Below are 21,785 nucleotides of genomic sequence, written 5' to 3'. Positions count from 1 at the left end.
TTCTTTGGCCGCGCGTTGAGCGCGCTTCCGGTTGCCGCGGTGTTGGTGGCCTGCCCGCCGGCTCAGGCCCAGGTCCCCGGGCCGGCCGCCGATGCCGCGACAGCGCGCCAACAGGAGATCGGCCAGCAGGCGCTGCTGGAAATCGCCTTCGCGCGCAAACTGCTGTCTGAACGACAGCCGGAGATGGCGTGCCGCCTGCTCAAGGGCAGCCTTCCCGATGCCGATACCGAGGCCGAGCGGGTGCGCCTGCTGGCGCGTTGCTCATCGGCCCTGCGCGAGCGCGAGGCGGCCGAGGGCTACTACCGCCGGGCCATCGCATTGGCGCCTGATGATCCGACGGTCAAGGTCGAGCTGGCCGGGCTGTACCTTGCCATGGGGCGCAGCCAGGATTCATCGGCCATGCTGAGCGCCGCCGCCGGGCAAAGCGCCGGTGCGCAGCGCGACCAGCTGGAAACCGCCGCCGCGCAGTTGCGCGCCAACGACCCGGCGGCGCTGGCCGCCAATGTCGCCAATGCCGCCAACAAGGCCAAGCCCTGGTCGCTGCAGGTCTACATGGGGCTGACCTGGGACGACAACATCAACGCCGGGCCGGTCTCGCGCAGTGTGCCGGCCATCATCGGCGGCATTCCGGTTACCTTCGATCTGGTCGAGGACGCCATGCCGCACAAGTCGGCGGGCGCGGCGATGGGGCTCAATGCCAGCTACGGCATACCGCTGGACGGCCGCTTTTCCCTGCTGTTCCAGGGCGCCTGGTTCGGCACCGGCTATGTCGAGCGGCAGGACTACAACAACGACACCACCACGCTGGCGGCCGCCCTGGTCTATACCGGCAAGGCGTGGGCCGCCAGTCTCCAGCCCAATGTGCGCTACACGCGGCTGGACGGCCGTTTGCAGGAGAGCGCGCCGGGCGTGACCGGGCGCGTGGCGCGCAGCGTGACCGATACCGTATCGCTGACCGCCACCGGCGGCTACGCCAAACGCACCGTGCACACCGACGCCAACCGCAATGCCGATGCCTGGCAAGGCGGGTTCGGCGCGCTGGCGCAATTGACGCCGCAACTGCAGGTCGGCGGGGAGTACCTGTGGCAGCGCGAGCAAGCCAGCGCGGCGGTCTATTCGCGCCGGCTGTCGGGGCCGAGCGCTTACCTGCAGTACCGCATCGCCCCGGATCTGCTGCTGGGCGCCAACCTCAGCTATACCGATGTGCATTACGACCAGACCATGGCGCTGTTCGCCGAACCGCGCACCGACCGCCAGACGGTGGTTTCGCTGTCGGCGCTGTGGGATATCAGCCGCTACGTCGGGCGCAACATGGTAGTGCGCGCCCAGTACACCAATATCGACAATCCTTCCAACATCGCCTACAGCGATTTCCGCCGCAACATGTTCAGCTTGGGCGTGCAGATGCAGTTCTGACGGCGGGGGCGCGCCGGCCGATGCGCCGCGCATATGCTTGCGCGGAAAACGCAGCATGAGAAAACCAAGCAAGCACATGCGAAATGCTTCGTTCTGCTCAACGCCGCGCTTTGCTTTAATGATCCTCCGCCCTGGTGCGCCCACATTGGGGCCGCGCCGGCCATCTCAGGAAGGATCATTGTTTCATGTCAGCGGCCATCGACGCCTTGCGCGCACCCAGCGTGCGGCGCTTCTCCCAACGCCCCGCCCAGCGCATTGCCAGCCAGGCCCAGGCGCTGCAAGTCGCCCACGCGCTGGCGCAGGAATTCGCCCAGGGCGCCGCCGGGCGCGACCGCGAACGCCGCCTGCCGTTCGAGGAGATCGAGCGCTTCTCGCATAGCGGGCTGTGGGCCATTTCGGTGCCGCGCGCCTATGGCGGCATCGGCGCCTCGTGGGCCACGGTGGCCGAGGTCTTCAAGATCGTCTCCGCCGCCGATCCGTCGATCGGCCAGATTCCGCAAAACCATTTCGGCAATCTCAACGTCATCGCCAATGCTGGCAGCGAAGAGCAGAAACGCTTTTTCTTCGGCGAGGCCCTGGACGGCGCCCGCTTCGGCAACGCCGGGCCGGAACGCAACAGCAAGAACGTGCTCGACGTACGCACCCGCGCCGTGCCTGACGACGAGGCCGGCGACGGCAGCTACCTGCTGACGGGCACGCGCTTTTATTCCACCGGCGCCTTGTATGCGCACTGGATTCCCAGCCGCGCCATCGACGAGCGGGGCGATCCGCTGTTCGTCTACAACCGTGCCGACGCGCCGGGTTTGCGCGTGGTCGACGATTGGTCCAGCTTCGGCCAGCGCACCACCGCCAGCGGCAGCGTGGTGTTCGACCGCGTGCGGGTGCCGGCATCGCAGGTGCTGCATGTGAAGGATTTGCTCAAGCAACCCAACAACATCGGCCCGGTATCGCAACTGATCCAGGCCGCCATCGACGCCGGCATCGCCCATGCGGCGGTGCGCGACGCCATCGAATTCGTGACCACGCGCTCGCGCCCCTACGCCGACAGCGGCCTCGAGCGCGCCTCCGACGATCCCTACATCATCCGCGACATCGGCAACCTGAAGCTGCGCCTGCACGCCAGCGACGCACTGCTGGAACGCGCCGCAGGCGTGCTGGACGCCTTGCCCGAGGCCATCAGCTTCGAGCAGATGGCCGCAGCCTCGGTGGCCGTGGCCGAAGCCAAGGTGCTCTCCACCGAGCTGGCGCTGCTGGCGTCCGAAAAATTGTTCGAACTGGCCGGCTCGGCGTCCACGCTGGCTACCCACAATCTCGACCGCCACTGGCGCAATGCGCGCGTGCACACGCTGCACGACCCGGTGCGCTGGAAATATCACGCGGTCGGCAACTACGCCCTGAACGGCACGCCGCCGCCGCGCCATTCGTGGAGCTGAAGCGCTCCGCCGCCACCGACCGCCTATTGACCATTGTCCGAAGAAACGCCATGACCCAGACCGCAGCTCCCACTGCCCCCACCGCCACCGCGCCCGATTCCTTGCCGCCGTCCCCGGCTTCCGCCACCCCGCGCATCGTCGCCCGCATCCGCGACGACGCCGAGGCGCTGGCCGTGGCGCGCAAGCTGGCCGAAGACTTCGTGCGCGAATCCGCCCTGCGCGACCGCGAGCGCAAGCTGCCCTGGGACGAGCTGGAGCGCTACGTGCGTTCCGGCCTGTGGGGCATCACCGTGCCCAGGGAATACGGCGGCGCCGGCGTCTCCTACGGCACGCTGGCCGAAGTGATCGCCACCATCTCCTCGGGCGACGGCTCCATCGGCCAGATCCCGCAAAACCATTTCTATGCGGTCGAGCTGATCCGCGTCAACGGCAACGAATCGCAGAAGCGTTTCTTCTTCGAGCGCGTGCTGCAAGGCGACCGCTTCGGCAACGCGCTGGCCGAGCTGGGCACCAAGACTTCGCACGACCGCAAGACCAGCCTCACGCGCGACCCGAACGGCCCCGGCTACCGCATCAACGGCCGCAAGTTCTACGCCACCGGCGCGCTGTATGCCGACTGGGTGCCGACCTCGGTGATTGATGAAGCCGGCGTGCAGCAGCTGGCCATCGTGCCGCGCCACGCGCCGGGCCTGACCATCATCGACGACTGGTCCGGTTTCGGCCAGCGCACCACCGGCAGCGGCAGCGCCGTGTTCGACAACGTGCACGTGCCGGCCGATGCCGTGATCGGCTTCGCCGCCGCCTTCACGCGCCCGACCCAGATCGGCCCGATGGCGCAGATCCAGCACGCCGCCATCGACCTGGGTATCGCGCGCGCAGCCTACCGCGACCTGATCGCCTTCGTGCAGACGCGTTCGCGCCCCTGGATCGACAGCGGCGTCGAACGCGCCGGCGACGATCCGCTCACCATTCGCGAAGTGGGCGGCCTGACCATCCAGCTGCATGCCGCCGAAGCGCTGGTGCAGCGCGCCGGGCACAAGGTGGACGCGGCTGCCGCCGCGCCTACCGAAGACAGCGTGGCCGAAGCCTCCATTGCCGTGGCCGAAGCGCGCGTGCTGACCACCGAAGTCTCGCTGGCGGCCGGCAGCAAGCTGTTCGAACTGGCCGGATCGCAATCGACGCTGGCCGAACACAACCTCGACCGCCACTGGCGCAATGCCCGCACCCACACGCTGCACGACCCGGTGCGCTGGAAGTACCACGCCATCGGCAATTTCTACCTGAACGGCAAGAAGCCGCCACGCCACGGCGCGCTGTGAGAGACGCCATGCCGACTATCGGCGGCCGGCGGCGATGTCGCCATTGAGCTGACGCCTGCGCGGCAGGAGAGGGAACATGAGCAAGAAGGAAATCCGGCTCAACGCATTCAACATGAACTGCGTGAACCACATCAACCACGGCCTGTGGACGCACCCGCGCGACCGCTCGCAGGACTACACCGACATCGGCTACTGGACGCACCTGGCGCAACTGCTGGAGCGCGGCAAGTTCGACGGGCTGTTCCTGGCCGATATCGTCGGCGTCTACGATGTCTACCAGCAGTCGGCCGACATCACGCTGCGCGAATCGATCCAGTTGCCTGTGAACGATCCGCTGCTGCTGGTCCCGGCCATGGCCGCAGTGACCGAACACCTCGGCTTCGGCATCACCGCCAACCTGACCTACGAGGCGCCGTTCCTGTTCGCGCGCCGCATGTCCACGCTCGACCATCTCACCAAGGGGCGGGTCGGCTGGAACATCGTCACCGGCTACCTCGACAGCGCCGCGCGCGCCATGGGCCTGACCGAGCAGCTGGAACACGACCAGCGCTACGACCGCGCCGACGAGTTCATGGAAGTGGTCTACAAACTGTGGGATGGCAGCTGGGAAGACGGCGCCGTGGTGCGCGACCGCGCCAACCGCGTCTATGCCGACCCATCCAGGGTGCACAAGATCAGGCACAGCGGCGACTACTACCGCGTCGAGGGCATCCACCTGTCGGAGCCGTCGCGCCAGCGCACGCCGGTGCTGTACCAGGCCGGCTCGTCGGGGCGCGGCCAGGCCTTCGGCGCACGCCATGCCGAATGCGTGTTCATCTCCAGCCAGACGCGCGATGCCGCCCGCAAGCTGGTGCAGGGCATCCGCGCAGGCGCCGCGCGCGAAGGGCGCAATCCGGACGACGTCAAGATCTTCATGGGCCTGACCGTGGTCACCGCGCACACCGAACGCGACGCCCACGACAAGTACCGCGAATACGCCAGCTACGCCAGCCCGGAAGCCGGACTGGCGCATTTCTCGGCCGGCACCGGCATCGACTTCTCGCAATATGAACTGGATGAGCCGATCCGCGCGGCCAAGACCAATTCCATCGAATCGCTGGTCAAGACCGTGACCAACCCCGAACTCAACTGGACCAAGCGCAAGCTGCTGCAACAGCTTGAGCTGGGCGGGCGCTACGCCACCGTGGTCGGCTCGCCCACCCAGGTGGCCGATGAGCTGGAAGCCTGGGTGGCCGATACCGGCGTCGACGGCTTCAACCTCACGCGCACGGTCACGCCCGAGAGCTTCGAGGATTTCGTCGACCTGGTGATTCCGGTGCTGCAGGAGCGCGGTTCCTACAAGCGCGACTACGCCGCCGGCACGCTGCGCGAGAAACTGTTTCGCGGCGCCCCGACCTTGCCGGCGCGCCATGTCGGCGCCGGCTATCGCACGGGTGTGACCGCCTGAGGGCGCGTTGCGCCAACGAGGGGAATGCCATGCCCTTGCTCGACATCCGCGACCTGAAAGCTTCCTTCTCCGGCCGCGATGCCGTGCGCTGATCGCGGGGGCGGCGGCATCGCGGGCGTCGCAGATGGAGTCGCTGCGCGCTTAGTCGCTGCGCACATAAACAAGCGGGAAAAGATTCGTTCCACTGCCACGGGGCCGTCGTTACATTGGCTGTTTTTCTTGCCGGGGACGAAGGATGAAACATGCAGTGGCGACATGGATCAGGGGATGGACGGGCGCCGTATTGACGGCGGCATTGGCGGCGGCACTGGCGATGCATGCGCCGGCCCGGGCGCAGGACAAGGTGCTGAAGGTCGGCGTGACCAGCGGCCCGCATGCGCAGATCTTCGAAGCGGTCAAGCGCGTGTTCGAGCGCGACAATCCGGGTTACAAGATCAGGATCATCGAATTCAACGACTACATCCAGCCCAATGCGGCGCTCGATGCCGGCGAACTCGACGCCAACAGCTACCAGCACCGTCCGTTCCTGAATGCGCAGATGAAGGCGCGCGGCTACAAGCTGTATGCCGAGGGCAAGACCATGATCGGGCCGATGGCGGTCTATTCCAAGAAGTACCGCAAGCTGGAAGACATTCCCGCCGGCGCCAAGATCGGCATCCCCAACGACCCGGCCAATGAAAGCCGCGTACTGCTGCTGTTGCAAAAGCATGGCGCGCTCAAGCTGCGCGCCGGCATCGATGCCCTGACCGGCACCAATGCCACGCCCATCGACATCGTCGAGAATCCGAAGAAGTGGAAATTCGTCGAAATCGATGCGGGGCAATTGCCGCGCACGCTGGACGACCTCGATGCCTCCGCGATCAACGCCGACTTCGCCGCCAAGGCCGGTTTGAACCCCGCCAGGGACAGCCTGGTGGTGGAGAACGGGGACAGCCCCTATGCCTGCCTGATCGCCGTGCGCGAGAAGGACAAGGCGCAGCCCTGGTTGCCCAGGTTGGTGCAGGCCTACCAGTCGGATGAAGTGAAGCGGTTCATCGAAAGCGAATTCAAGGGCGGCATCCTGGCCGCCTGGTAATGCCGATTTCGTTTTATTCCGTTGCTGTCCCCGCATACGCCACGCAGCGCCGCGCCAGCGTATCGGTGGGATCCACCAGGACGACGGTCTTGCCGCTGCCGTGCTCCAGTTGCGGGTACGGCAGCAGCAGCGGCAGTTCGGTACATCCCAAAATGACCACGTCGGCGCCTTGCCGCACCAGGTCATCCAGGCCGGCGCGGATGTCGTCCTGGCACTGGCCTTCGGTATAACCGGCCTTGACCCCTTCGCGGCCGTAGATGGCGTTCATCACGCGCTCTTGCATGGCCGGCGAGGGCGTCAGCTGTTCCAGTCCCTGTTCTTCCAGCGCGCGGCGGTAGACGCCGCTGCCGACAGTGCCCGAGGTCGCCAGCAGGCCGACCTGCTTCAGCTCAGGAAAACGCGCGCGGATGCTTTCCACCGTCACCGTCAGCATGTTGACGATAGGGATGGAGAGGCTGGGCTGGATGCGCTCGACGTAGGCGTGCGCAGTGTTGCAGGGAATCGCGATGAGGTCGGCGCCGCCTTCCTCCAGTTTCTTGCAGGTGGCGTACAGCGCGATGGTCGGGTCCGGCCCCTGGCCGACCAGGTTCTCGGTGCGGTCGGGGATTTGCGGGTTCTGTTCCACATGCACCTTGATATGGTCCTGGTCGCGTTCGGCCGGCGTATTGCGCACGATCTTTTGCATGAAATCCACCGTGGCCGCCGGCCCCACGCCACCCACCACGCCGATCTTGAACGGCTTGGCCGACGTCTCGCGCCGGCCATCGGCCACGCATTGCGCATAGACCTGGTTGGCATCGACGATCGGCACCGGCAGCGTGCCGATGGCATGCGCCACCAGCGCCACTTCGGTGAGGCCGGGCAGGATCAGGTCCGCGCCTTGCGCCACCAGATCCTGCGCCGCCTCGGTCAGCAGTTGCAACGGCTTGCCGGTGAGCGCCCCCTGCTTGATGCCGCCTTCGCCATAGACCGCCTCGGTCACCGCGTCGCGGCCCTGCGGCATGCAGGGATAGATCACATCGAAGGCCGGCGCGGGAAAGTAGCGTTCGAACAGGCCGCTGGCGCGCGTGTAGTCCGAGGTCAGCACGCCGATGCGGGCGGCCTGCGGGTGGATGCGGCGCACGTGGCTGCGCAGCGCCTCCATCAGGTCGACGATGGGCAGCGTGGTGTTGGCCTTGAGTTCGTCGAGGAAGGTATGGCTGAGGAAGCAGGGCAGCACCACCGCGCCGACGCCGCGCCGTTCGAAATCGCGGATCATGTCGAACACATACAGCTTGCGCTCGGTGGTGGCGGCGCTGGTCGAACCGCTGCCGCGAAACGGATGCTGCTCGAACACGACATCGGCCTGTTCGATATTGCCGTGCGCCGCCATGGCTTTCATCAGCTTGAAGAAAACGTCGGCGCTGGCCAGCGGGCCGAGCCCGCCGATGATGCCGAACGAGCGGGTGCCTTCGATGAGGGGAGCCATGGTGTTTCCTTTGCGTTGGTGGGCCGGACATGTCGTCCGATACCTGCCAGTATGCGCTCCGGGAAGGGCGGCGTTCATGCTTAGCGTGCATGGAAGGGCGGGGCCGAGCGCGGCAGGTTTTTGCGGCCTATGCAGATAAGGCATGACGGGAGACGGATTTCCCCATGTGCTTGGATTATTGTCTCCTGCCTTTGCCCGCCATCTCAATTGGCTGATGCGAACATGTAGCGGCTGGCGAACGGCTGGCCCTTTTCCATCGGGGACGGCATCAGTCTGCGCAGGCCAGCCGTCCCGATGTTGAAACGGAAGGAGAGCAGAGCGGTGCGTTCAATGATGGCGTTCATGGGAACGTCTTGTGATCAATAGGTATACCGCAAGGTCAACTGCAGGCTGCGAGGCGGGGCCGTGGCGTAACGGATTGCGTTGGTGCTTTGGCTATTGTTGGAAGTCGCATCCTCCGGGCCGATATCGGACCAGCGCGCATAATAGGCATTGAAGACGTTCTCCACATTGAGCCTGACGGTAAAACCGGGAAAAGGCGCCATCCAAGCACCGGCATTGATCACCGAATAAGGCTGCGCCATCTTGGCGGTGCTGTTGGAGGCATCGCCAGCGATGCGACTCCTTGCCTTGCCCCAGGCATGTTCCAGGTTGGCATGCGCACCCCAGCCGGCCTGCCGGTAGCGCGCGCCGATGATGGCGCGCATCGGCTGGATCGAGTTCATTGGCACCCAGCGCTTGCCGACAACGGGAATGGATTGCCCCCAGGCCGTTGGCCGGCCGAATATCGATTCTTCTACATCGCCGCGTGCATAAGCGATGGCGGCATTGGCTCGCCATGCGGCATTGATATCCCATTCGCTTCTGGCCTCAAATCCTCGGATATGCGCCCGGTTTTCATTGACGCTCTTCCATTCCTGGAGCGCGCCCACATCAATCCTGTCGCCGACGACCCGGTTCTGAATGAAATCGCGATAGCGGCTTGTAAATGACGCCAGCGAGTAGCGAAATCCTTTGCTGGCACCGCGTACGCCAAGCTCTATACCGGTTACCTTTTCTGGTTTTAAATGGGGATTGCCCGAGTACATGTAAGTGAAAAACGGCAACTGATGGAAGTAGTTGGCGTTCAGTTGTTCCGGCGTGGGGGCGCGAAATCCCCGGGCATAATTAAAATAGGGCGCAAAGGCCGGCGCAAGCTCCCAGATCAGCCCCAGGCGCGGCGTGAAGGCATAGTCGCTGCGCGTTGCAAACGAGGCTTTTCTGGTTGCAAGTTCTTTCTTGTCGAGGGCCGATAAGGAAGACTCGTCCGGCACCAGACGGAAAAAATCGTAACGCAATCCCGGAATAATCTTGAACTGTGAGATGGATATCTCATCCTGAACAAAGCCGCCTGCCAGCAGATAGCTGCTGTCCGGGGAGACTTTTTGCGGAAAGTGCAGTCCGCTTCCCGGAACGGTTCCTCCAAGCGTCATCGCGATGTTGGAATAGCTGACATCCAAGCCGTGGCGCAGGGCATGGCTGGTCTGCCCGACCCGAAAATGGGTATCGGCCACGATATTAAAACCGATGGTCTTGTCGCTATATCGATTGTCGCGCAGGCGCTGAACTGTGCGCGGTGGCGCAACGGCGCCGAGGAAGGCGCCTTGTTTTTCAAAAAACCAATTATTAAGAAAATCCGTCAAGAACGAACCAGTAGGAACGGGCCCAAACACGCTTTCCTTCGTCAATTGCCGAATACTCGAATCCTGCCAATACAGATGCGCATGCAGCCGACTCAGCCAGTCTGTCTCGCTCCCATCGTGGAAATATTCGAGCGACAGGCGTTTGCGCTTGGTCGTGTCATAGGCATGCATCGAGCGCGTGGCCCGGAAAACCGGTGTCGGCGAGACTTGGTTTAAGGCATTGGTATCGACTTGCAGGTTCAGGTTCTCCAGCGTGGCTTGCAGGCGATTGGCGGGATTCATCTTGAACCCCAGCTTGGACAGGTAGTAGCGGCTTTCCATATTGACCGGATTGGGCGCGGTGCGGGTGCGGTCGAGCTGCTTGCCATTCTCTTGCGACCAGGTCTCGTGACCGCTGCGCAGGCTGCCCATGAACATGCCCTGCCAGCGATCGTCGTCAAAGGCGACACCGGCTGAGTGGTTGAAGGAATTGTCTTGTTGTGCATAGGACGACTGCATGAAGCCGCCTGTGCTTTTGCCCGTGCCGATCAGGTCGCGCGGCCCCAGTGTGGTGACGCTGACCACCCCGGCCAGGCTATCGGCGCCGTATTGGGTTGAATTGGCGCCGCGCAAAATTTCGATCTTGCGGAAGCTGTCGATCTCCCAATAGTCGCCGCGCCCGGTCTGAAATGCGGGCCCGAATGAAAAACTGTTGGGCAGGCGGATGCCATCCTGCACGATCAGCACCCGGTTGCCTTCAATGCCGCGAATGTTGATGGCTTCATTGCGGGCGCGGCCGGTCGCTGAACGCGTCGCTGAAAAGTTCGAAGGTCGGGTGCGCACCATCACGTCCACCTCGTCCCTGAGTGCGTCCTTGATGTTACGGGCGCCTTTTTCCTGGAGGTCTTCGCGCGTGACGACAGTGACGGTAGCCGCGATGTCATCGGGAACATGGTCGTCATGGACGGTAATATCGTCGAGTCGGCCACGGGTATCCGGGACGCCTTCGCTGCCAGTCGCGCCAGCGGTTAAACACCAGCCCTGGCAACAAGCCAATGCAATGGCCAGGGGGATCTTTCTCAGCATCGGGTCAGCCTTTCTTCTTGAAGGTGTTGGCTGACGTGACGCTGGCGTAACACGAATGGTTGGGAGGAGAGAGCCAGCGCAAGGAGGCGGGTTGGGCCACTTGCGCCGGCTGGTTTCTTCCATCGCTTCCCTGGCCGGTTGATGCGGCGGGAATAAACGGGAAACGGCCTCGCACAGGAGAATGCTTGGAAACGTGCGACAGCCGAGGCGAATGCATGCTCGTGACTGGATTCGCGCAAACCGGAGCCGCCATTCTTATTGAGAACGATTCCTATGTATGTAGAAGAAATCGGATATTTCCTGGCAGCCGGGCTTCGCTTCATCTGATCACCGTCGCATGGAGGAGCAATGCCAGCGGTTCCGGCCGGAAATAAATTCGTCTGCGGTTAAAATGCAAGGCCGATCCACTGGCAGGCATAAGGGTGTGCAGACGTTCTAAGCCTCGCCGCCAACCACAACGAACAACATGAGCTATACCCCGAGCCGGGCCATGGGCTACGGCTGCCTGATGCTGAGTATGTCGATGGTCGGCGCCTATGTCGCGCTGACCAAACCGCTGGCGGCGGCGCTGCCGATCTTTTTGCTCGCATGGCTGCGTTTCGGCATCGGCGCCGTCGCCATGCTGCGCTGGATGAAGAAGCCCGCGGATGAAAAGCCGTTGTCGCCGCAGTCGCGCCGGCTGGTGTTCCTGGAGTCCTTCCTCGGCAATTTCCTGTTCACGATCTGCATGATCACCGGCGTGTCGATGACCAGCGCGGTATCGGCCGGGGTGATCATGTCGGCCATTCCCGCCGCGGTGGCGCTGATGAGCTGGATCTTTCTGAAAGAGAAGATCACGCCGCGCGTGTGGGGCGCGGTGGCCTGCGGGGCGTTGGGCATCGGCATGCTGTCGTTCGCCAAGAGCAGCCACGGCGCCGGCGAGGCCCACGGCCAATATGCCTGGCTGGGCAACCTGCTGGTGTTCGGCGCGGTGCTGTGCGAAGCCTCGTATGCGGTGATCGGCAAGAAGCTGACCGCGGTGCTCACGCCCAAGCGCATCAGCGCCATCATCAACCTGTGGGGCCTGCTGCTGATGACGCCCATGGGGCTCTATACTGCGTTGCGTTTCGATTTTGGCGCCGTATCGGCCAATATCTGGCTGCTGCTGGTGTTCTACGCGCTGGCCGCCAGCGTGTGGACGGTATGGTTGTGGATGACCGGCCTGAAGGTGGTGCCGGCCGGGCGCGCCGGCGTGTTCACCGTGATGCTGCCGGTCAGTGCCGCGCTGGTGGGCGTGGCGGCATTGGGCGAGAGCCTGAGCGCGTTGCAGGGCGCGGCCTTCGCCGTGGCGTTGGCCGGCATGCTGCTGGCGACCTTGCCGGGCGGAGCCCAGACTGAATTTCAGGAAAAACCATGAACAAACCGAACCGCCCGCAAGGCAAGCAGCAAGTTAAACCCAACGGCAAGGCGGCCGCCAAGCCGCAAGGCCCGGCCAGGGACAAGCCCAGGACCCACGTCGCCACCGATGCCTCGCGCCGTCGCCAGCATAATGCCCATGCCGCATCGCAGGTGCTGGACGAGGGCGAGGAGCAGGTCTTGCAACTGGCCGCGCTGGCCGCCGCCGTGGCCGTTGGCGAGCCGGATGCGGCCGGACGCCGCGTGGGCCAGGACGAACTGGAGCGCATGGTCCGCAAGTGCCTGCGCCAGCGCGATGACGAAACCTTGTATGAAGCGCTGGAGCACCTGCGCTTTGAAGACAGCCGCGGCCATGCCTTGCTGCGCGCGGTGGCGGAAGAGACCGCCGATATTGTGTTCATGCGCCGCGGCGAGAAGGAAATGGAAATCAACGCCTTCCTGATCCCGTTCCTGGCGCGTACCCAGGGCGGCTTGCAGGCCGGGCGCGTGTTTACCGATGGCGATGCCTTCGACACGCTGCGCGCCAGCTTGCAGGAAGCCGGACTGGAGAGCCCGCAAGCCCGCGTGGTGCTGGTGCACCACCTGTACCACCCGGACGAGATCGGCGCGCTGACCTACAGCGATGTCGATGCCATGAACCGCGACGCGTTCGCCTCGCTGACCGACAAGAAGGTGATGAGCGTGCCGGCCATCGAGCGCAGCATGCGCGGCTGGCCGGCCAATGATTTTGCGGCCGACGATGAGGCGCTGGAGCTGCGCTTTTTGCTGGGCTTTGCCCTGAAGGACCTGGACGATCCCTTCTACGCGGTGCCGCAGGACGAGGCCGCCGCCGACGCTTACTTCGAACGGCGCGCCGAGCGCTTCCGCGCCTGGGCCGACAAGCACACGCCGCTGATGCAGCACTGCCTGACCGGCAAATCCGGCGACGAGGCGCGCTGCCAGCTGCACTTCATGTACCAGGACCTGTTCCACGGCGCCAAGCAGACCGGCAATGCCGAATACGGCACGCTGCAGATGATGTCGGAGCTGGAGCATGGTTTAGCGCAGTCAGGTGCGGCCGCCGCCGATGCCACCGCGATCTTCGCGCTGGCAGATGAAGATGGCGAGAGCGTATTGCAGGTGCAACTGCGCGCGGCCGGGCAAGTGCTGGCGCAAGCGGCGCGGGTGCTGGAAGGCGACCCGCATGAGCAACTGGCCGATGCCGCCGATGCGGTCGCCACGCTGGGCGTGGCGCAATTCAGGCTGGCCGACGGCTTTGCCGCCGATGGCAGCGTGCAGCGCGAGCGCGACTTTCGGGCCTGAGCGCGCGGCCGCGGCCGACTATCGGCTCAATCGAGCAGCGCCTGCAGGCTGAGGCCTTTGGGCTGGCAGCGGAAATACAGGTCGACCTGCATCGGCCGCCAGCCGCGCACCAGTTGCCGCAGGTCGGCATTCATCTGCTGCTTGCCGCAGAAGTCATGGGCTTTTTCCTTGGCGGCAGCGGTCAGCGCGGGTATCGACATGGTGTAGCTCACGCCGGTGGCGGTGACCATGAACATGTCGCGTTGCTCGGATTGCACTTCACTGAAATTGGCGCAGCCGGCCAGCGTGCCGGCGCCGATGCAGGCAGCCAGCAGGTATCGTGATGGATGTGGTTTGCGCATGAGTTCCCCCTCTTGCCGCGGCATTGTTGACGCAGGGGTCTCAGCGTAAGCGTTGGGGAGCGGCGGCAGGGGGCTTCTTACCTTGATTTACGCCGATGTCGTTGCTGTTAAAAAATGCCGGGATTTGCAAGGATGGTGCGGTGTCGATAGCCATCTCGAAGCGTTGTCCCCGGATTCAAGCCGAAGTCTGCGAACTCCCTGTCGGTGCAAGCGCCTTACGACATGATCCGGGAACAGGCGACCGACCACTGATGGGTAAATGAGTGTGAGTGCAGACTTGGCTGCGAGCACATCCATAGTGCAACAGTGCTATTTTTTCAGTCTACTATTGGCTAGGAGAAGACATGCTGCATCCGCGATCTGGTTCTTCTTGTACGTTGTGAAATACGACCGATCAAAGGTCATCCAATAGGCGCGCCTGTTTACGCATGTCGATGCCCCGACAATCTCTTTATCCAGTCATATGATGCCCAAAACCAGCTCCGAAGAACTGATTTCACGCCTGGCGCTTCAACCGCATCCGGAAGGCGGGCATTTCAGGGAAACCTATCGTAGCCAGGAACGCGTCAAGCGCTCGCATGGCGATTCGACACGCTCGGCCGCTACTGCCATCTATTACCTGCTGCGCGGCAAGGAAAGGTCGACGTGGCACCGAATCAAATCGGATGAAATGTGGCACTTCTATGATGGTGCCCCCTTGCATGTGTACGTCCTCTTGCCAGAGGGAAGACTGACAGTCTTCCGCCTCGGCAATCCATTGGAACACGACGGAGCGGATTTCCAGGCGCTGGTTCCTGCCGGCGCTTGGTTCGCGGCAGAGTGTGCGGTCGCAGACGACTATAGCCTAGTCGGATGCACCGTGGCACCAGGCTTCGAGTTTGATGAGTTTGAGATTGCTCAGCCAGATCTTCTCCTGAAGTACTGGCCTCAGCATGAAGAACTGATTAAACGCTTGGCATGAAAATGCCAACGACCTAGCAAGAACCGGGATGTGAAGTATGTTTGCTACCGGCCACAACCAGCCATTGACAATGTCCCGATAGCGGATTTCCGCCCAGCTTCCCTACGTCTGCATTATTGGAGTTGTTATACGGACCCCACCAAGGATCCTTTCTTGTCCTATGAGTGATTCCAAAAGCATAATGGGTGTCTCAATATTAATTGTTATACGGTCCGCCGGGCCCGTTTGCTAATTGTTAGAGCCTCCCTATGTTAAACGACGAATATAGCCCCTCAACAACGGCGCTCTGTTTCGAAAACTTCAAAGCAGCCGCGCTGTACTTCGAGCGAGTGCTTCCGCTCAACATGGGCCGTATGCAGGGAGACCCTGACGTTGGCGATATTCTGATTGGCTATCCTGAATCAGTCCCCTCGGCAGCTCTTTCACACCTCGTGGATGGTGTCGAAGGAAATACCATTACATACAGTCACGCTACCCGAGTCATTGAGTTGTTTGGAGTGAAGTGGGCAGAGTTTGCAAAGAAGGCCGAACCCTACGCCAGGCTTTGGTCACTGGATTCTCGTGACGGTGGGGCGCGAGACGTTTCCGATGAATATCGAAAGCTTCAGAAAGCCTACCTAGCCGATGCTCATCAAGACGATCAATCGACTATCCGTCAGATATTCCATGACTACGCAGCCAGCCTTGGCTTTGACAAATTTTGCGTGGTGCTACCAAGTGGCAATTATGAGGGCAGTTGCCAAAGTGACCCAAGCATCACGCTCTCCCAGTTAAACCTTATTGACGCAAGCAATGCCGAATGGCGCCAAATTCTTGAGGTGCGTCAGGACATTCACTCCCACCGTAAACTTGCTCGACTCCGCCTATTTTTGCATAGCAGTTACGCTGGTCGCTCTTTCTCATTCATCGAGGATGACCTATGTCGGCGCTTGGATGAGTATGAGGCTGTGACAAAGAAATTCGGCTTCAAGACCACGCTGTCATCGCTCTCAATGTTGCTTGACACAAAAGCTCTACAGACGTCTGTAGGGGGCGGGCTTCTTGCAGGCTTATTTGGCGGCCCAGTGCTTGGTTTCTCCGCTGCCGCAGCTATTGAGATTGGCAAGGTCGCTATTAATGTTGCCGAGAAGTTCCATGAGATGAAATTGTGGAGGGACGGACACGAATTAGCTTACATATTCGAAACACAGAAGACCCTTACATGAGAATCTGCAACCCCAGCTCTAAGAATCGCATCGAGGTGACCGCCGGGAAGCTGCGCTTCTCTGTTCCTCATCACCTGCCACACCGCTAAACGTTAGCCACTTTCCTACCGCTATGTACTGCCCTTACACAGACGAAGAACTTCTGCCGACCGAAACAAACTGCGAGCACATAATTCCTTTATCTCTTGGGGGATCTAACCAATTCACAATAGGAGTGAATGCAAAATTCAACGCTGAAGTTGGAAGCAAAGTCGATGGTGTATTGGCAAACGATTTTCTAATTCTCTCTAGGCGAATTGCATTAGATGCCAGGGGACACACTAAAAAGAAACCGATCGCGATAAGCAAGAAATCGACGATGGGCGACCAAAAATCACCGGTCCAAGTCGAGTTCTTCTCTGAAGACGGTCTAAAAGTTTACGATCCGATCAAACGGCGCAACTTGACCGAGGAGGAAGTATCAGGAAAGACGTTTACGTCCAGCTTCACATTGCATCGCTTCTCGCGTTTGCGGTTCGCCGCAAAGGTTGCCCTGGCAACAGGCTATTTTGTATTTGGCGAATGGTTTAGACAAAACGTTGCACACGACGAACTTCGCACCCTTATGAACCTTGATTCGTCACCAAGTCCCGAGGATTTTGAGGGGTTCCGGATTCAGGTGTACGACGAGTTCACTCAACCTAGCGAGGCCGATCAGCAACAGTTTGTCATGGACGAGGCTTTTTGCAGGATAGTCAAAGGTTCTTGCGTGTATTTTGTGCCCGGCCCGGTCAACTTGGGTGTTACCGTTGGCGTTCTCGGAGAATATCTAGCGACACTAAACATTCCTGCGAAAACCGACGAGTTTCCATTCTCAGACGAGAACGACCTTGGGCATACAGTTCTATTGGAAAACGGGCAAATGGAGCGGATCTCATACAGGCAGTTCGCTCGGCGTGTCTACGACAAACTACAGCTCGGCACAATTGGCTAACTTTCCAGCCAACCGAAAGCGGGGCACTCTTCGAACGCGTCGCCTCGCACGGTTGCCGGTTAGTTTCACGTTTCTGAAGGTCCGATTTTCCAAGTTGGCAATTTCCGCTTTGGGTCGCAAGTAGCTCGAGCCGAATGACCGAAACCGACCAGAAGCGGACGCGCGCCCTTGACATTGGTCATCTGGAACACCCTGGCGGCGCAGCCGTTATCAAGAGCGGAGGATTTGATTAATGGCACTTTTACTACCTCAGATGGTTGCGACGTCGAAGGATTCTTTGGCGGCACTTACCAAGAAGTACGGGAATCTGCCTCCTGACTACATTGAGTTTCTAGCTATTCACGATGGCGCGAAGCCGCCCGCGAACGTGCTTGAAGGTACAAATTACAGTGTGGGTGTGAATGGCTTTCTGTCTGCGTCAGAAATTATTAGCAGGGCAGATTCGGTTGAAGGACTTCCGGTTAATTTATTGCCGTTTGGTGAGGACGACTCCGGCAATTTTGTATGCATTGGTACCGAAGATCATCTGGTTTATTTCTGGGATCATGAACTTGATAGCAATAAAGTCGTTGCGAAGAGCTTTGCTGATTTCTTGAATAGATTAGAACCATTTGATCTCTCATCTGTGAAGTTGAAGTCAGGTCAAGTCAAGCGCGTTTGGATAAATCCGGACTTCAAACCAGAGTTTTAATATCTGATAATCACGCAACCTGAGTTCGGAGATGCATATCATGAGCTTCCTGCTTAAGGTCGCCTTTCGGCCAGAAGCCGGCTTTCGGTCTCGACCGACGTTATTCCCCCGGAATTGTCGATTTCAGGATTAAGGCCGAATTAGGTCGCAAAAAGGTCCTGTATCAGCACATGCCGATACAAGGCCTTTTTGCGAGAGGAGGGCGCGCAAGCTATTGATCCAAGAAGTGTTGCGCCAGAGACATAAGAGCGCTTCGAAATAAAAAAGCCCGATCAAGAGCATCAATTTATCGAACCTGATTCTGACCGCGGCTGACCTCCCGCCGTCACTATAACTTGTCTCACAGCGCCCGTACGGGAATGCAAATGTCGCAGCTGAACTCACCCGTTTCAGGGGCTCGCGCCGTAGTAGCGGAGAACATCTCGAAACACGGCCTATCGTCGCATTGCAGCCCGCTGGACGGCAGCCATTCGCGCGTCAGCCAGATCCAGGCCCCGGCGATCGTTTCCGGCTTGCCTTTGAAGCGTGCCGCCGCATAACGCCCGCCTGGCAGGACCAGGCTATCGGTCTTCTCGCTGCCAGGAAAATCTGCCGCTACTTCAACGCAAGCGTCGTATCGACACTTTGAGGCCGGCGTAACCGATGGATCGTCATGGCCGATCCCGTAACATGTCGCATCGCTCAGGCCATGCGACTGCATCCAGGGCGTCATCTTGTTGCGCCAGAACTCTCCGATTGCAGGGCCATAGGGGCCGATCAGGCGTTGGTAGGCGACGCGCACCGCGGGCAATTCGATAATGCGCACTTCCATGGTAGTCCCTTCCGTCGTTAGGTAAGAGACGTCATCTTCGGCGAATGCGATCTGACATGCCTGATCAAGATTGCCAAAGACCTGATCTGGATTGCTTTCCTGGCCGTTTCTCCGCTGCCCCATGGCGGCAGCTTGCTCCGCCATGCGCCGTGGTGTATTGGAACGCCATTCCGATGGCGTGCAGCCGAACTTGAGTTTGAAGGCGCGTGCAAACGCTTCTGCCGAACTGAATCCTGTGGCCAGCGCGGTTTCCAGGACCGTTTCATCGTTCCCGCACGACAAGCGGAAAGCCGCTTTCTCAAGCCGGCGGCGTCGGGCGTAGCTGCCCAGCGTCTCGCCCATGAAGGCAGTGAAGATCCGATGGAAATGAAAGCGAGAGAAATTGGCGACGTCGGCCAACTCTGTGCCATCCAGCGGTTGGTCCAGATGGGCATCGATATAGTTGAGCACGCGGTTCATGCGTCGCGTGTATTCGGCGCGAGAAGCCTGGGCGGAAGCTTTGCTGGTCATGTCGGCGGATTATAACTCTCGCCCTGGTCGGCGCTGCGTGCAGCGCTTAAACAATGTCGGCCGGTTCGGGCGCACCATCTGCCGTCGCCTGACTTGCATCACCCGATATCGAATTTCACCCCTTGCGCCAGCGGCAAGGCGCCGCTGTAGTTGATGGTGTTGGTGGCGCGCCGCATGTAGTTCTTCCATGCGTCCGAACCCGACTCGCGGCCGCCGCCGGTTTCCTTCTCGCCTCCGAAGGCGCCGCCGATTTCGGCGCCGCTGGTGCCGATGTTGACGTTGGCCAGCCCGCAGTCGCTGCCCAGTGCCGACATGAACAGCTCCGTCTCGCGCACGTCATTGCTGAAGATGGCGGAAGACAATCCCTGCGGTACCGCGTTGTTCAAACCGATGGCTTCCTCGATGTTGTCGTACTCGACCAGGTAGAGGATGGGCGCGAAGGTCTCGGCATGCATGACCTCGCTCTGGCGCGGCATGCGCACCAGCGCCGGTTGCACATACCAACTGGAAGAGGCCGCCTGCGCCGCACCGACCGGCACGCGTTCGCCACCAATGACCGTGCCGCCTTGCGCCTGCGCGTTGCGCAGCGCGTCTTGCATCGCTTCATAGGCGCGGCGGTCGATCAGCGGGCCGACGAGAGTACCTTTTTCGCGCGGGTCGCCGACGGCCAGGCGCGCATAGACCTGGGCCAAGCGCTGATGCAGGCGGTCGGCGATGCTGCGGTGGACGATCAGGCGGCGCAGCGTGGTGCAGCGCTGCCCGGCGGTGCCCACCGCGGAAAAGACGATGGCGCGCAGCGCCAGTTCGAGGTCGGCGCTGGGGGTGACGACCATGGCGTTGTTGCCGCCCAGCTCCAGCAGGCTGCGGCCCAGGCGCTGCGCCACGGCGACGGCCACCTTGCGCCCCATGGCGACGCTGCCGGTGGCGCTTACCAGCGCCACTTGCGGCGATTGCGACAGCGCTTCGCCTAACGCCGCGCCGCCCAGCAGCAGGCCGCACAGTCCTGGCGGCAATAATCCGGGGTGGCCGCGTTCGAAGCGCGCCGCGGCTTCATCGAAAGCGCGCATCACGGCCAGGGCTGTCAGCGGCGTTTTCTCCGACGGCTTCCAGACCACGCTGTCGCCGCATACCAATGCCAATGCCGCATTCCACGCCCACACCGCGACCGGGAAGTTGAACGCGGTGATCACGCCGCATACGCCCAGCGGGTGCCAGGTTTCCATCATGCGGTGGCCGGCGCGTTCGCTGGCGATGGTCAGGCCGTGCAGCTGGCGCGACAGGCCGGTGGCGAAGTCGCAGATGTCGATCATCTCCTGCACCTCGCCGATGCCTTCGGACTTAATCTTGCCGGCTTCCAGCGTCACCAGCGCGCCCAGCGCGGTACGCCGCTCGCGCAAGACCTCGCCCAGCAGGCGCACCAGCTCGCCGCGCAGCGGCGCCGGCGTCTGCCGCCATTGCAAAAAGGCGGCATGGGCTTGCCCGATAGTGCGTTGCGCATCGTCGCCGTTGTGTTCGCGCAGCCGCGCCAGCAGGCTGCCGTCGCAGGGTGAATGGACGGCGAGCGTGCCGTCTGCATGATCGAGCGCAGCGGCGTCGAGGCCGCAGGCGTTGAGGATGTCGGCGCTGGTCATGATGGTTTCCCGGTCGTTGTTACATGCCGCCGCTGGCGGTCATCTTGAAGATGCCTTGCGCATTGCCGCTGTCGAAGCTGAGGTCCAGGCGTTGCACGCCCTGTTCGTCGATGTAACGGTCGCGCGAGATGAATTCGTAGAAAGAACCCGGCACCGCTTTCTGTACCACCGCGCCATGCTCATCGCGCATCGGGCGCAGTACGGTGCAGGCGCGATAGGCGGTCTGGCGCACGCGGCCGTTGCGCGAGATTTCGATCTTGTCTTTCATCGGCCGCCTCAGCGCGCGTTGCCGTTCGGCCACCGCTTCCACGTCCGGCACGCGGTCGGTGGCGTGGTTGAAGACATTGCCCTCGGTGGCGATCCAAGCCATCTCGGCGGACTCCGCGCGCAGCCTTTCATACTCGGCCAGGCTGGGCAGTTCGTGCTGGCGTTCGAAGCACGACAGCAACACCGGCAGCAAGGCCTGCGCGGCCGCCAGCGGCAGTTCGCCATCGGCTTCCAGCTGCGCCAGCAAGGCCTTGGCATCGTCGCCGAGCGGGTCGCGCGAGGTGCCGATGACGCGGCTGACAATGGCCTGGAACTCCGGCGAAAACCGCTCCGCATGCAATTCGCTGACGAAGAACTGGGCGATCTCTTCAGGCGCATCGGCGTGGCCGTAGGTGCGGCCGGTCATGCCGATGCGTTCCAGCGGATAGAGGCCGTTCTGCACATAGCCCAGCGGACGCAGGATGCGGGTGATGGCGGTTTCGCCCGGCGGCAGCAGGCCGGTGTTGGCGCCCTGCACCGTGCGCAGCGCGCCGTGGTCGAAGTGCATGCGCTCGCCTGCGGCCATGGCGTCGGCGACGTAGGCGGCGGCGTCCGGCACTTCCTGCAGCAGCTTTTCGAACAGCAGCATGTTGAGCGCCTGCGCCAGTTCCAGCCGGCTCACTTCTGCGCGCGCGGGCTTGAGGGTACAGGTCGGCACATGCAGCGCGCGCAGCAGGAAATCGATCTGCTGCGAGGCGCGTTGCGTGCGCAACAGGCCGATGAGCTGCGCATCGGCGATGGCGACATCCATGGC

At 62.0% G+C, this 21,785-nt stretch carries 18 protein-coding genes; 11 read left to right on the top strand and 7 right to left on the bottom strand.

All coding sequences use genetic code 11. The annotated features are described in order from the left end of the window. The first annotated feature begins 15 nt into the window (after positions 1-15). The 5 genes from FB597_RS18190 to FB597_RS18170 all read left to right on the top strand — a co-directional run bounded on the left by FB597_RS18190 (position 16) and on the right by FB597_RS18170 (position 6,690). Positions 16-1,416 carry a surface lipoprotein assembly modifier gene (locus tag FB597_RS18190; protein ID WP_186442819.1) on the top strand — a complete coding sequence of 467 codons (1,401 nt, stop codon included), beginning with the start codon at positions 16-18 and terminating at the stop codon, positions 1,414-1,416. Between the two features lie 185 nt (positions 1,417-1,601). Further along, positions 1,602-2,849 carry an SfnB family sulfur acquisition oxidoreductase gene (locus tag FB597_RS18185; protein WP_144770313.1) on the top strand — a complete coding sequence of 416 codons (1,248 nt, stop codon included), beginning with the start codon at positions 1,602-1,604 and terminating at the stop codon, positions 2,847-2,849. Positions 2,850-2,899: 50 nt separating this feature from the next. After that, positions 2,900-4,168, top strand: a complete 1,269-nt coding sequence (locus FB597_RS18180; RefSeq protein ID WP_144770312.1) for an SfnB family sulfur acquisition oxidoreductase — start codon at positions 2,900-2,902, stop codon at positions 4,166-4,168. A 76-nt stretch (positions 4,169-4,244) separates the two neighbouring features. Beyond that, positions 4,245-5,615, top strand: a complete 1,371-nt coding sequence (locus FB597_RS18175; protein WP_144770311.1) for an LLM class flavin-dependent oxidoreductase — start codon at positions 4,245-4,247, stop codon at positions 5,613-5,615. A 235-nt stretch (positions 5,616-5,850) separates the two neighbouring features. Continuing rightward, positions 5,851-6,690: a MetQ/NlpA family ABC transporter substrate-binding protein gene (locus FB597_RS18170; RefSeq protein WP_144770310.1), complete on the top strand. Its 840-nt coding sequence runs from the start codon at positions 5,851-5,853 to the stop codon at positions 6,688-6,690. Between the two features lie 13 nt (positions 6,691-6,703). Here FB597_RS18170 and FB597_RS18165 read toward each other — a convergent pair whose 3' ends face one another. From FB597_RS18165 to FB597_RS18160, 3 genes are all read right to left on the bottom strand, one after another. Further along, positions 6,704-8,158, bottom strand: coding sequence for an aspartate/glutamate racemase family protein (locus tag FB597_RS18165; protein ID WP_144770309.1), 1,455 nt, complete (start codon positions 8,156-8,158; stop codon positions 6,704-6,706). A gap of 203 nt (positions 8,159-8,361) precedes the next feature. Continuing rightward, positions 8,362-8,502: a hypothetical protein gene (locus tag FB597_RS20340; RefSeq protein WP_186442818.1), complete on the bottom strand. Its 141-nt coding sequence runs from the start codon at positions 8,500-8,502 to the stop codon at positions 8,362-8,364. Between the two features lie 15 nt (positions 8,503-8,517). Then, entirely contained in the window at positions 8,518-10,905 is a 2,388-nt protein-coding gene (locus FB597_RS18160; RefSeq protein ID WP_186442817.1) for a TonB-dependent hemoglobin/transferrin/lactoferrin family receptor, read from the bottom strand. Between the two features lie 466 nt (positions 10,906-11,371). Between FB597_RS18160 and FB597_RS18155 the strand changes: the two genes are divergently transcribed. Then, complete coding sequence (locus FB597_RS18155; protein ID WP_141917549.1) at positions 11,372-12,301, top strand: DMT family transporter; 930 nt, start codon at positions 11,372-11,374, stop codon at positions 12,299-12,301. Further along, entirely contained in the window at positions 12,298-13,602 is a 1,305-nt protein-coding gene (locus FB597_RS18150; protein ID WP_144770307.1) for a DUF2863 family protein, read from the top strand. The genes FB597_RS18155 and FB597_RS18150 overlap by 4 nt, the downstream gene beginning before the upstream one ends. Positions 13,603-13,628: 26 nt before the next feature. Here the strand turns inward: FB597_RS18150 and FB597_RS18145 are convergent, their stop codons facing one another. Beyond that, on the bottom strand, positions 13,629-13,943 hold the full coding sequence (locus FB597_RS18145; RefSeq protein ID WP_144770306.1) for a hypothetical protein: 315 nt from the start codon (positions 13,941-13,943) through the stop codon (positions 13,629-13,631). Positions 13,944-14,406: 463 nt separating this feature from the next. Here FB597_RS18145 and FB597_RS18140 point away from each other — a divergent pair, with 463 nt between their 5' ends. From FB597_RS18140 to FB597_RS18125, 4 genes are all read left to right on the top strand, one after another. After that, positions 14,407-14,904 (top strand): cupin domain-containing protein, encoded by a 498-nt coding sequence (locus FB597_RS18140; protein ID WP_370454728.1) that lies wholly within the window; start codon positions 14,407-14,409, stop codon positions 14,902-14,904. 248 nt (positions 14,905-15,152) lie between these two features. Further along, entirely contained in the window at positions 15,153-16,109 is a 957-nt protein-coding gene (locus FB597_RS18135; RefSeq protein ID WP_144770305.1) for a hypothetical protein, read from the top strand. 214 nt (positions 16,110-16,323) lie between these two features. Then, entirely contained in the window at positions 16,324-17,082 is a 759-nt protein-coding gene (locus FB597_RS18130; protein WP_144770304.1) for a hypothetical protein, read from the top strand. Positions 17,083-17,314: 232 nt separating this feature from the next. After that, positions 17,315-17,773 carry an SMI1/KNR4 family protein gene (locus FB597_RS18125; protein WP_144770303.1) on the top strand — a complete coding sequence of 153 codons (459 nt, stop codon included), beginning with the start codon at positions 17,315-17,317 and terminating at the stop codon, positions 17,771-17,773. A 340-nt stretch (positions 17,774-18,113) separates the two neighbouring features. On the opposite strand, the gene FB597_RS18120 is transcribed toward FB597_RS18125, so the two are convergent. From FB597_RS18120 to FB597_RS18110, 3 genes are all read right to left on the bottom strand, one after another. Beyond that, positions 18,114-19,094 carry a GyrI-like domain-containing protein gene (locus tag FB597_RS18120; RefSeq protein ID WP_144770302.1) on the bottom strand — a complete coding sequence of 327 codons (981 nt, stop codon included), beginning with the start codon at positions 19,092-19,094 and terminating at the stop codon, positions 18,114-18,116. A gap of 98 nt (positions 19,095-19,192) precedes the next feature. Further along, on the bottom strand, positions 19,193-20,725 hold the full coding sequence (locus FB597_RS18115) for an aldehyde dehydrogenase family protein (protein WP_144770301.1): 1,533 nt from the start codon (positions 20,723-20,725) through the stop codon (positions 19,193-19,195). Between the two features lie 19 nt (positions 20,726-20,744). Next, on the bottom strand, positions 20,745-21,782 hold the full coding sequence (locus tag FB597_RS18110) for a DUF1338 domain-containing protein (RefSeq protein WP_370454730.1): 1,038 nt from the start codon (positions 21,780-21,782) through the stop codon (positions 20,745-20,747). Positions 21,783-21,785: the final 3 nt, after the last annotated feature.

Source organism: Herbaspirillum sp. SJZ099, from assembly GCF_007828355.1.
Classification (GTDB): domain Bacteria; phylum Pseudomonadota; class Gammaproteobacteria; order Burkholderiales; family Burkholderiaceae_D; genus Herbaspirillum.
The sequence above is the reverse complement of the archived record's forward strand: the minus strand, read 5'-3'. Positions and strand labels throughout refer to the sequence as shown.

Bases quoted from the DNA above. Each gene is read 5' to 3' on its own strand.
- FB597_RS18185 (WP_144770313.1), top strand. From the start codon at position 1,602: ATGTCAGCGGCCATCGACGCCTTGCGCGCACCCAGCGTGCGGCGCTTC.
- FB597_RS18180 (WP_144770312.1), top strand. From the start codon at position 2,900: ATGACCCAGACCGCAGCTCCCACTGCCCCCACCGCCACCGCGCCCGAT.
- FB597_RS18175 (WP_144770311.1), top strand. From the start codon at position 4,245: ATGAGCAAGAAGGAAATCCGGCTCAACGCATTCAACATGAACTGCGTG.
- FB597_RS18170 (WP_144770310.1), top strand. From the start codon at position 5,851: ATGAAACATGCAGTGGCGACATGGATCAGGGGATGGACGGGCGCCGTA.
- FB597_RS18165 (WP_144770309.1), bottom strand. From the start codon at position 8,158: ATGGCTCCCCTCATCGAAGGCACCCGCTCGTTCGGCATCATCGGCGGG.
- FB597_RS20340 (WP_186442818.1), bottom strand. From the start codon at position 8,502: ATGAACGCCATCATTGAACGCACCGCTCTGCTCTCCTTCCGTTTCAAC.
- FB597_RS18160 (WP_186442817.1), bottom strand. From the start codon at position 10,905: ATGCTGAGAAAGATCCCCCTGGCCATTGCATTGGCTTGTTGCCAGGGC.
- FB597_RS18155 (WP_141917549.1), top strand. From the start codon at position 11,372: ATGAGCTATACCCCGAGCCGGGCCATGGGCTACGGCTGCCTGATGCTG.
- FB597_RS18150 (WP_144770307.1), top strand. From the start codon at position 12,298: ATGAACAAACCGAACCGCCCGCAAGGCAAGCAGCAAGTTAAACCCAAC.
- FB597_RS18145 (WP_144770306.1), bottom strand. From the start codon at position 13,943: ATGCGCAAACCACATCCATCACGATACCTGCTGGCTGCCTGCATCGGC.
- FB597_RS18140 (WP_370454728.1), top strand. From the start codon at position 14,407: ATGATGCCCAAAACCAGCTCCGAAGAACTGATTTCACGCCTGGCGCTT.
- FB597_RS18135 (WP_144770305.1), top strand. From the start codon at position 15,153: ATGTTAAACGACGAATATAGCCCCTCAACAACGGCGCTCTGTTTCGAA.
- FB597_RS18125 (WP_144770303.1), top strand. From the start codon at position 17,315: ATGGCACTTTTACTACCTCAGATGGTTGCGACGTCGAAGGATTCTTTG.
- FB597_RS18120 (WP_144770302.1), bottom strand. From the start codon at position 19,094: ATGACCAGCAAAGCTTCCGCCCAGGCTTCTCGCGCCGAATACACGCGA.
- FB597_RS18115 (WP_144770301.1), bottom strand. From the start codon at position 20,725: ATGACCAGCGCCGACATCCTCAACGCCTGCGGCCTCGACGCCGCTGCG.
- FB597_RS18110 (WP_370454730.1), bottom strand. From the start codon at position 21,782: ATGGATGTCGCCATCGCCGATGCGCAGCTCATCGGCCTGTTGCGCACG.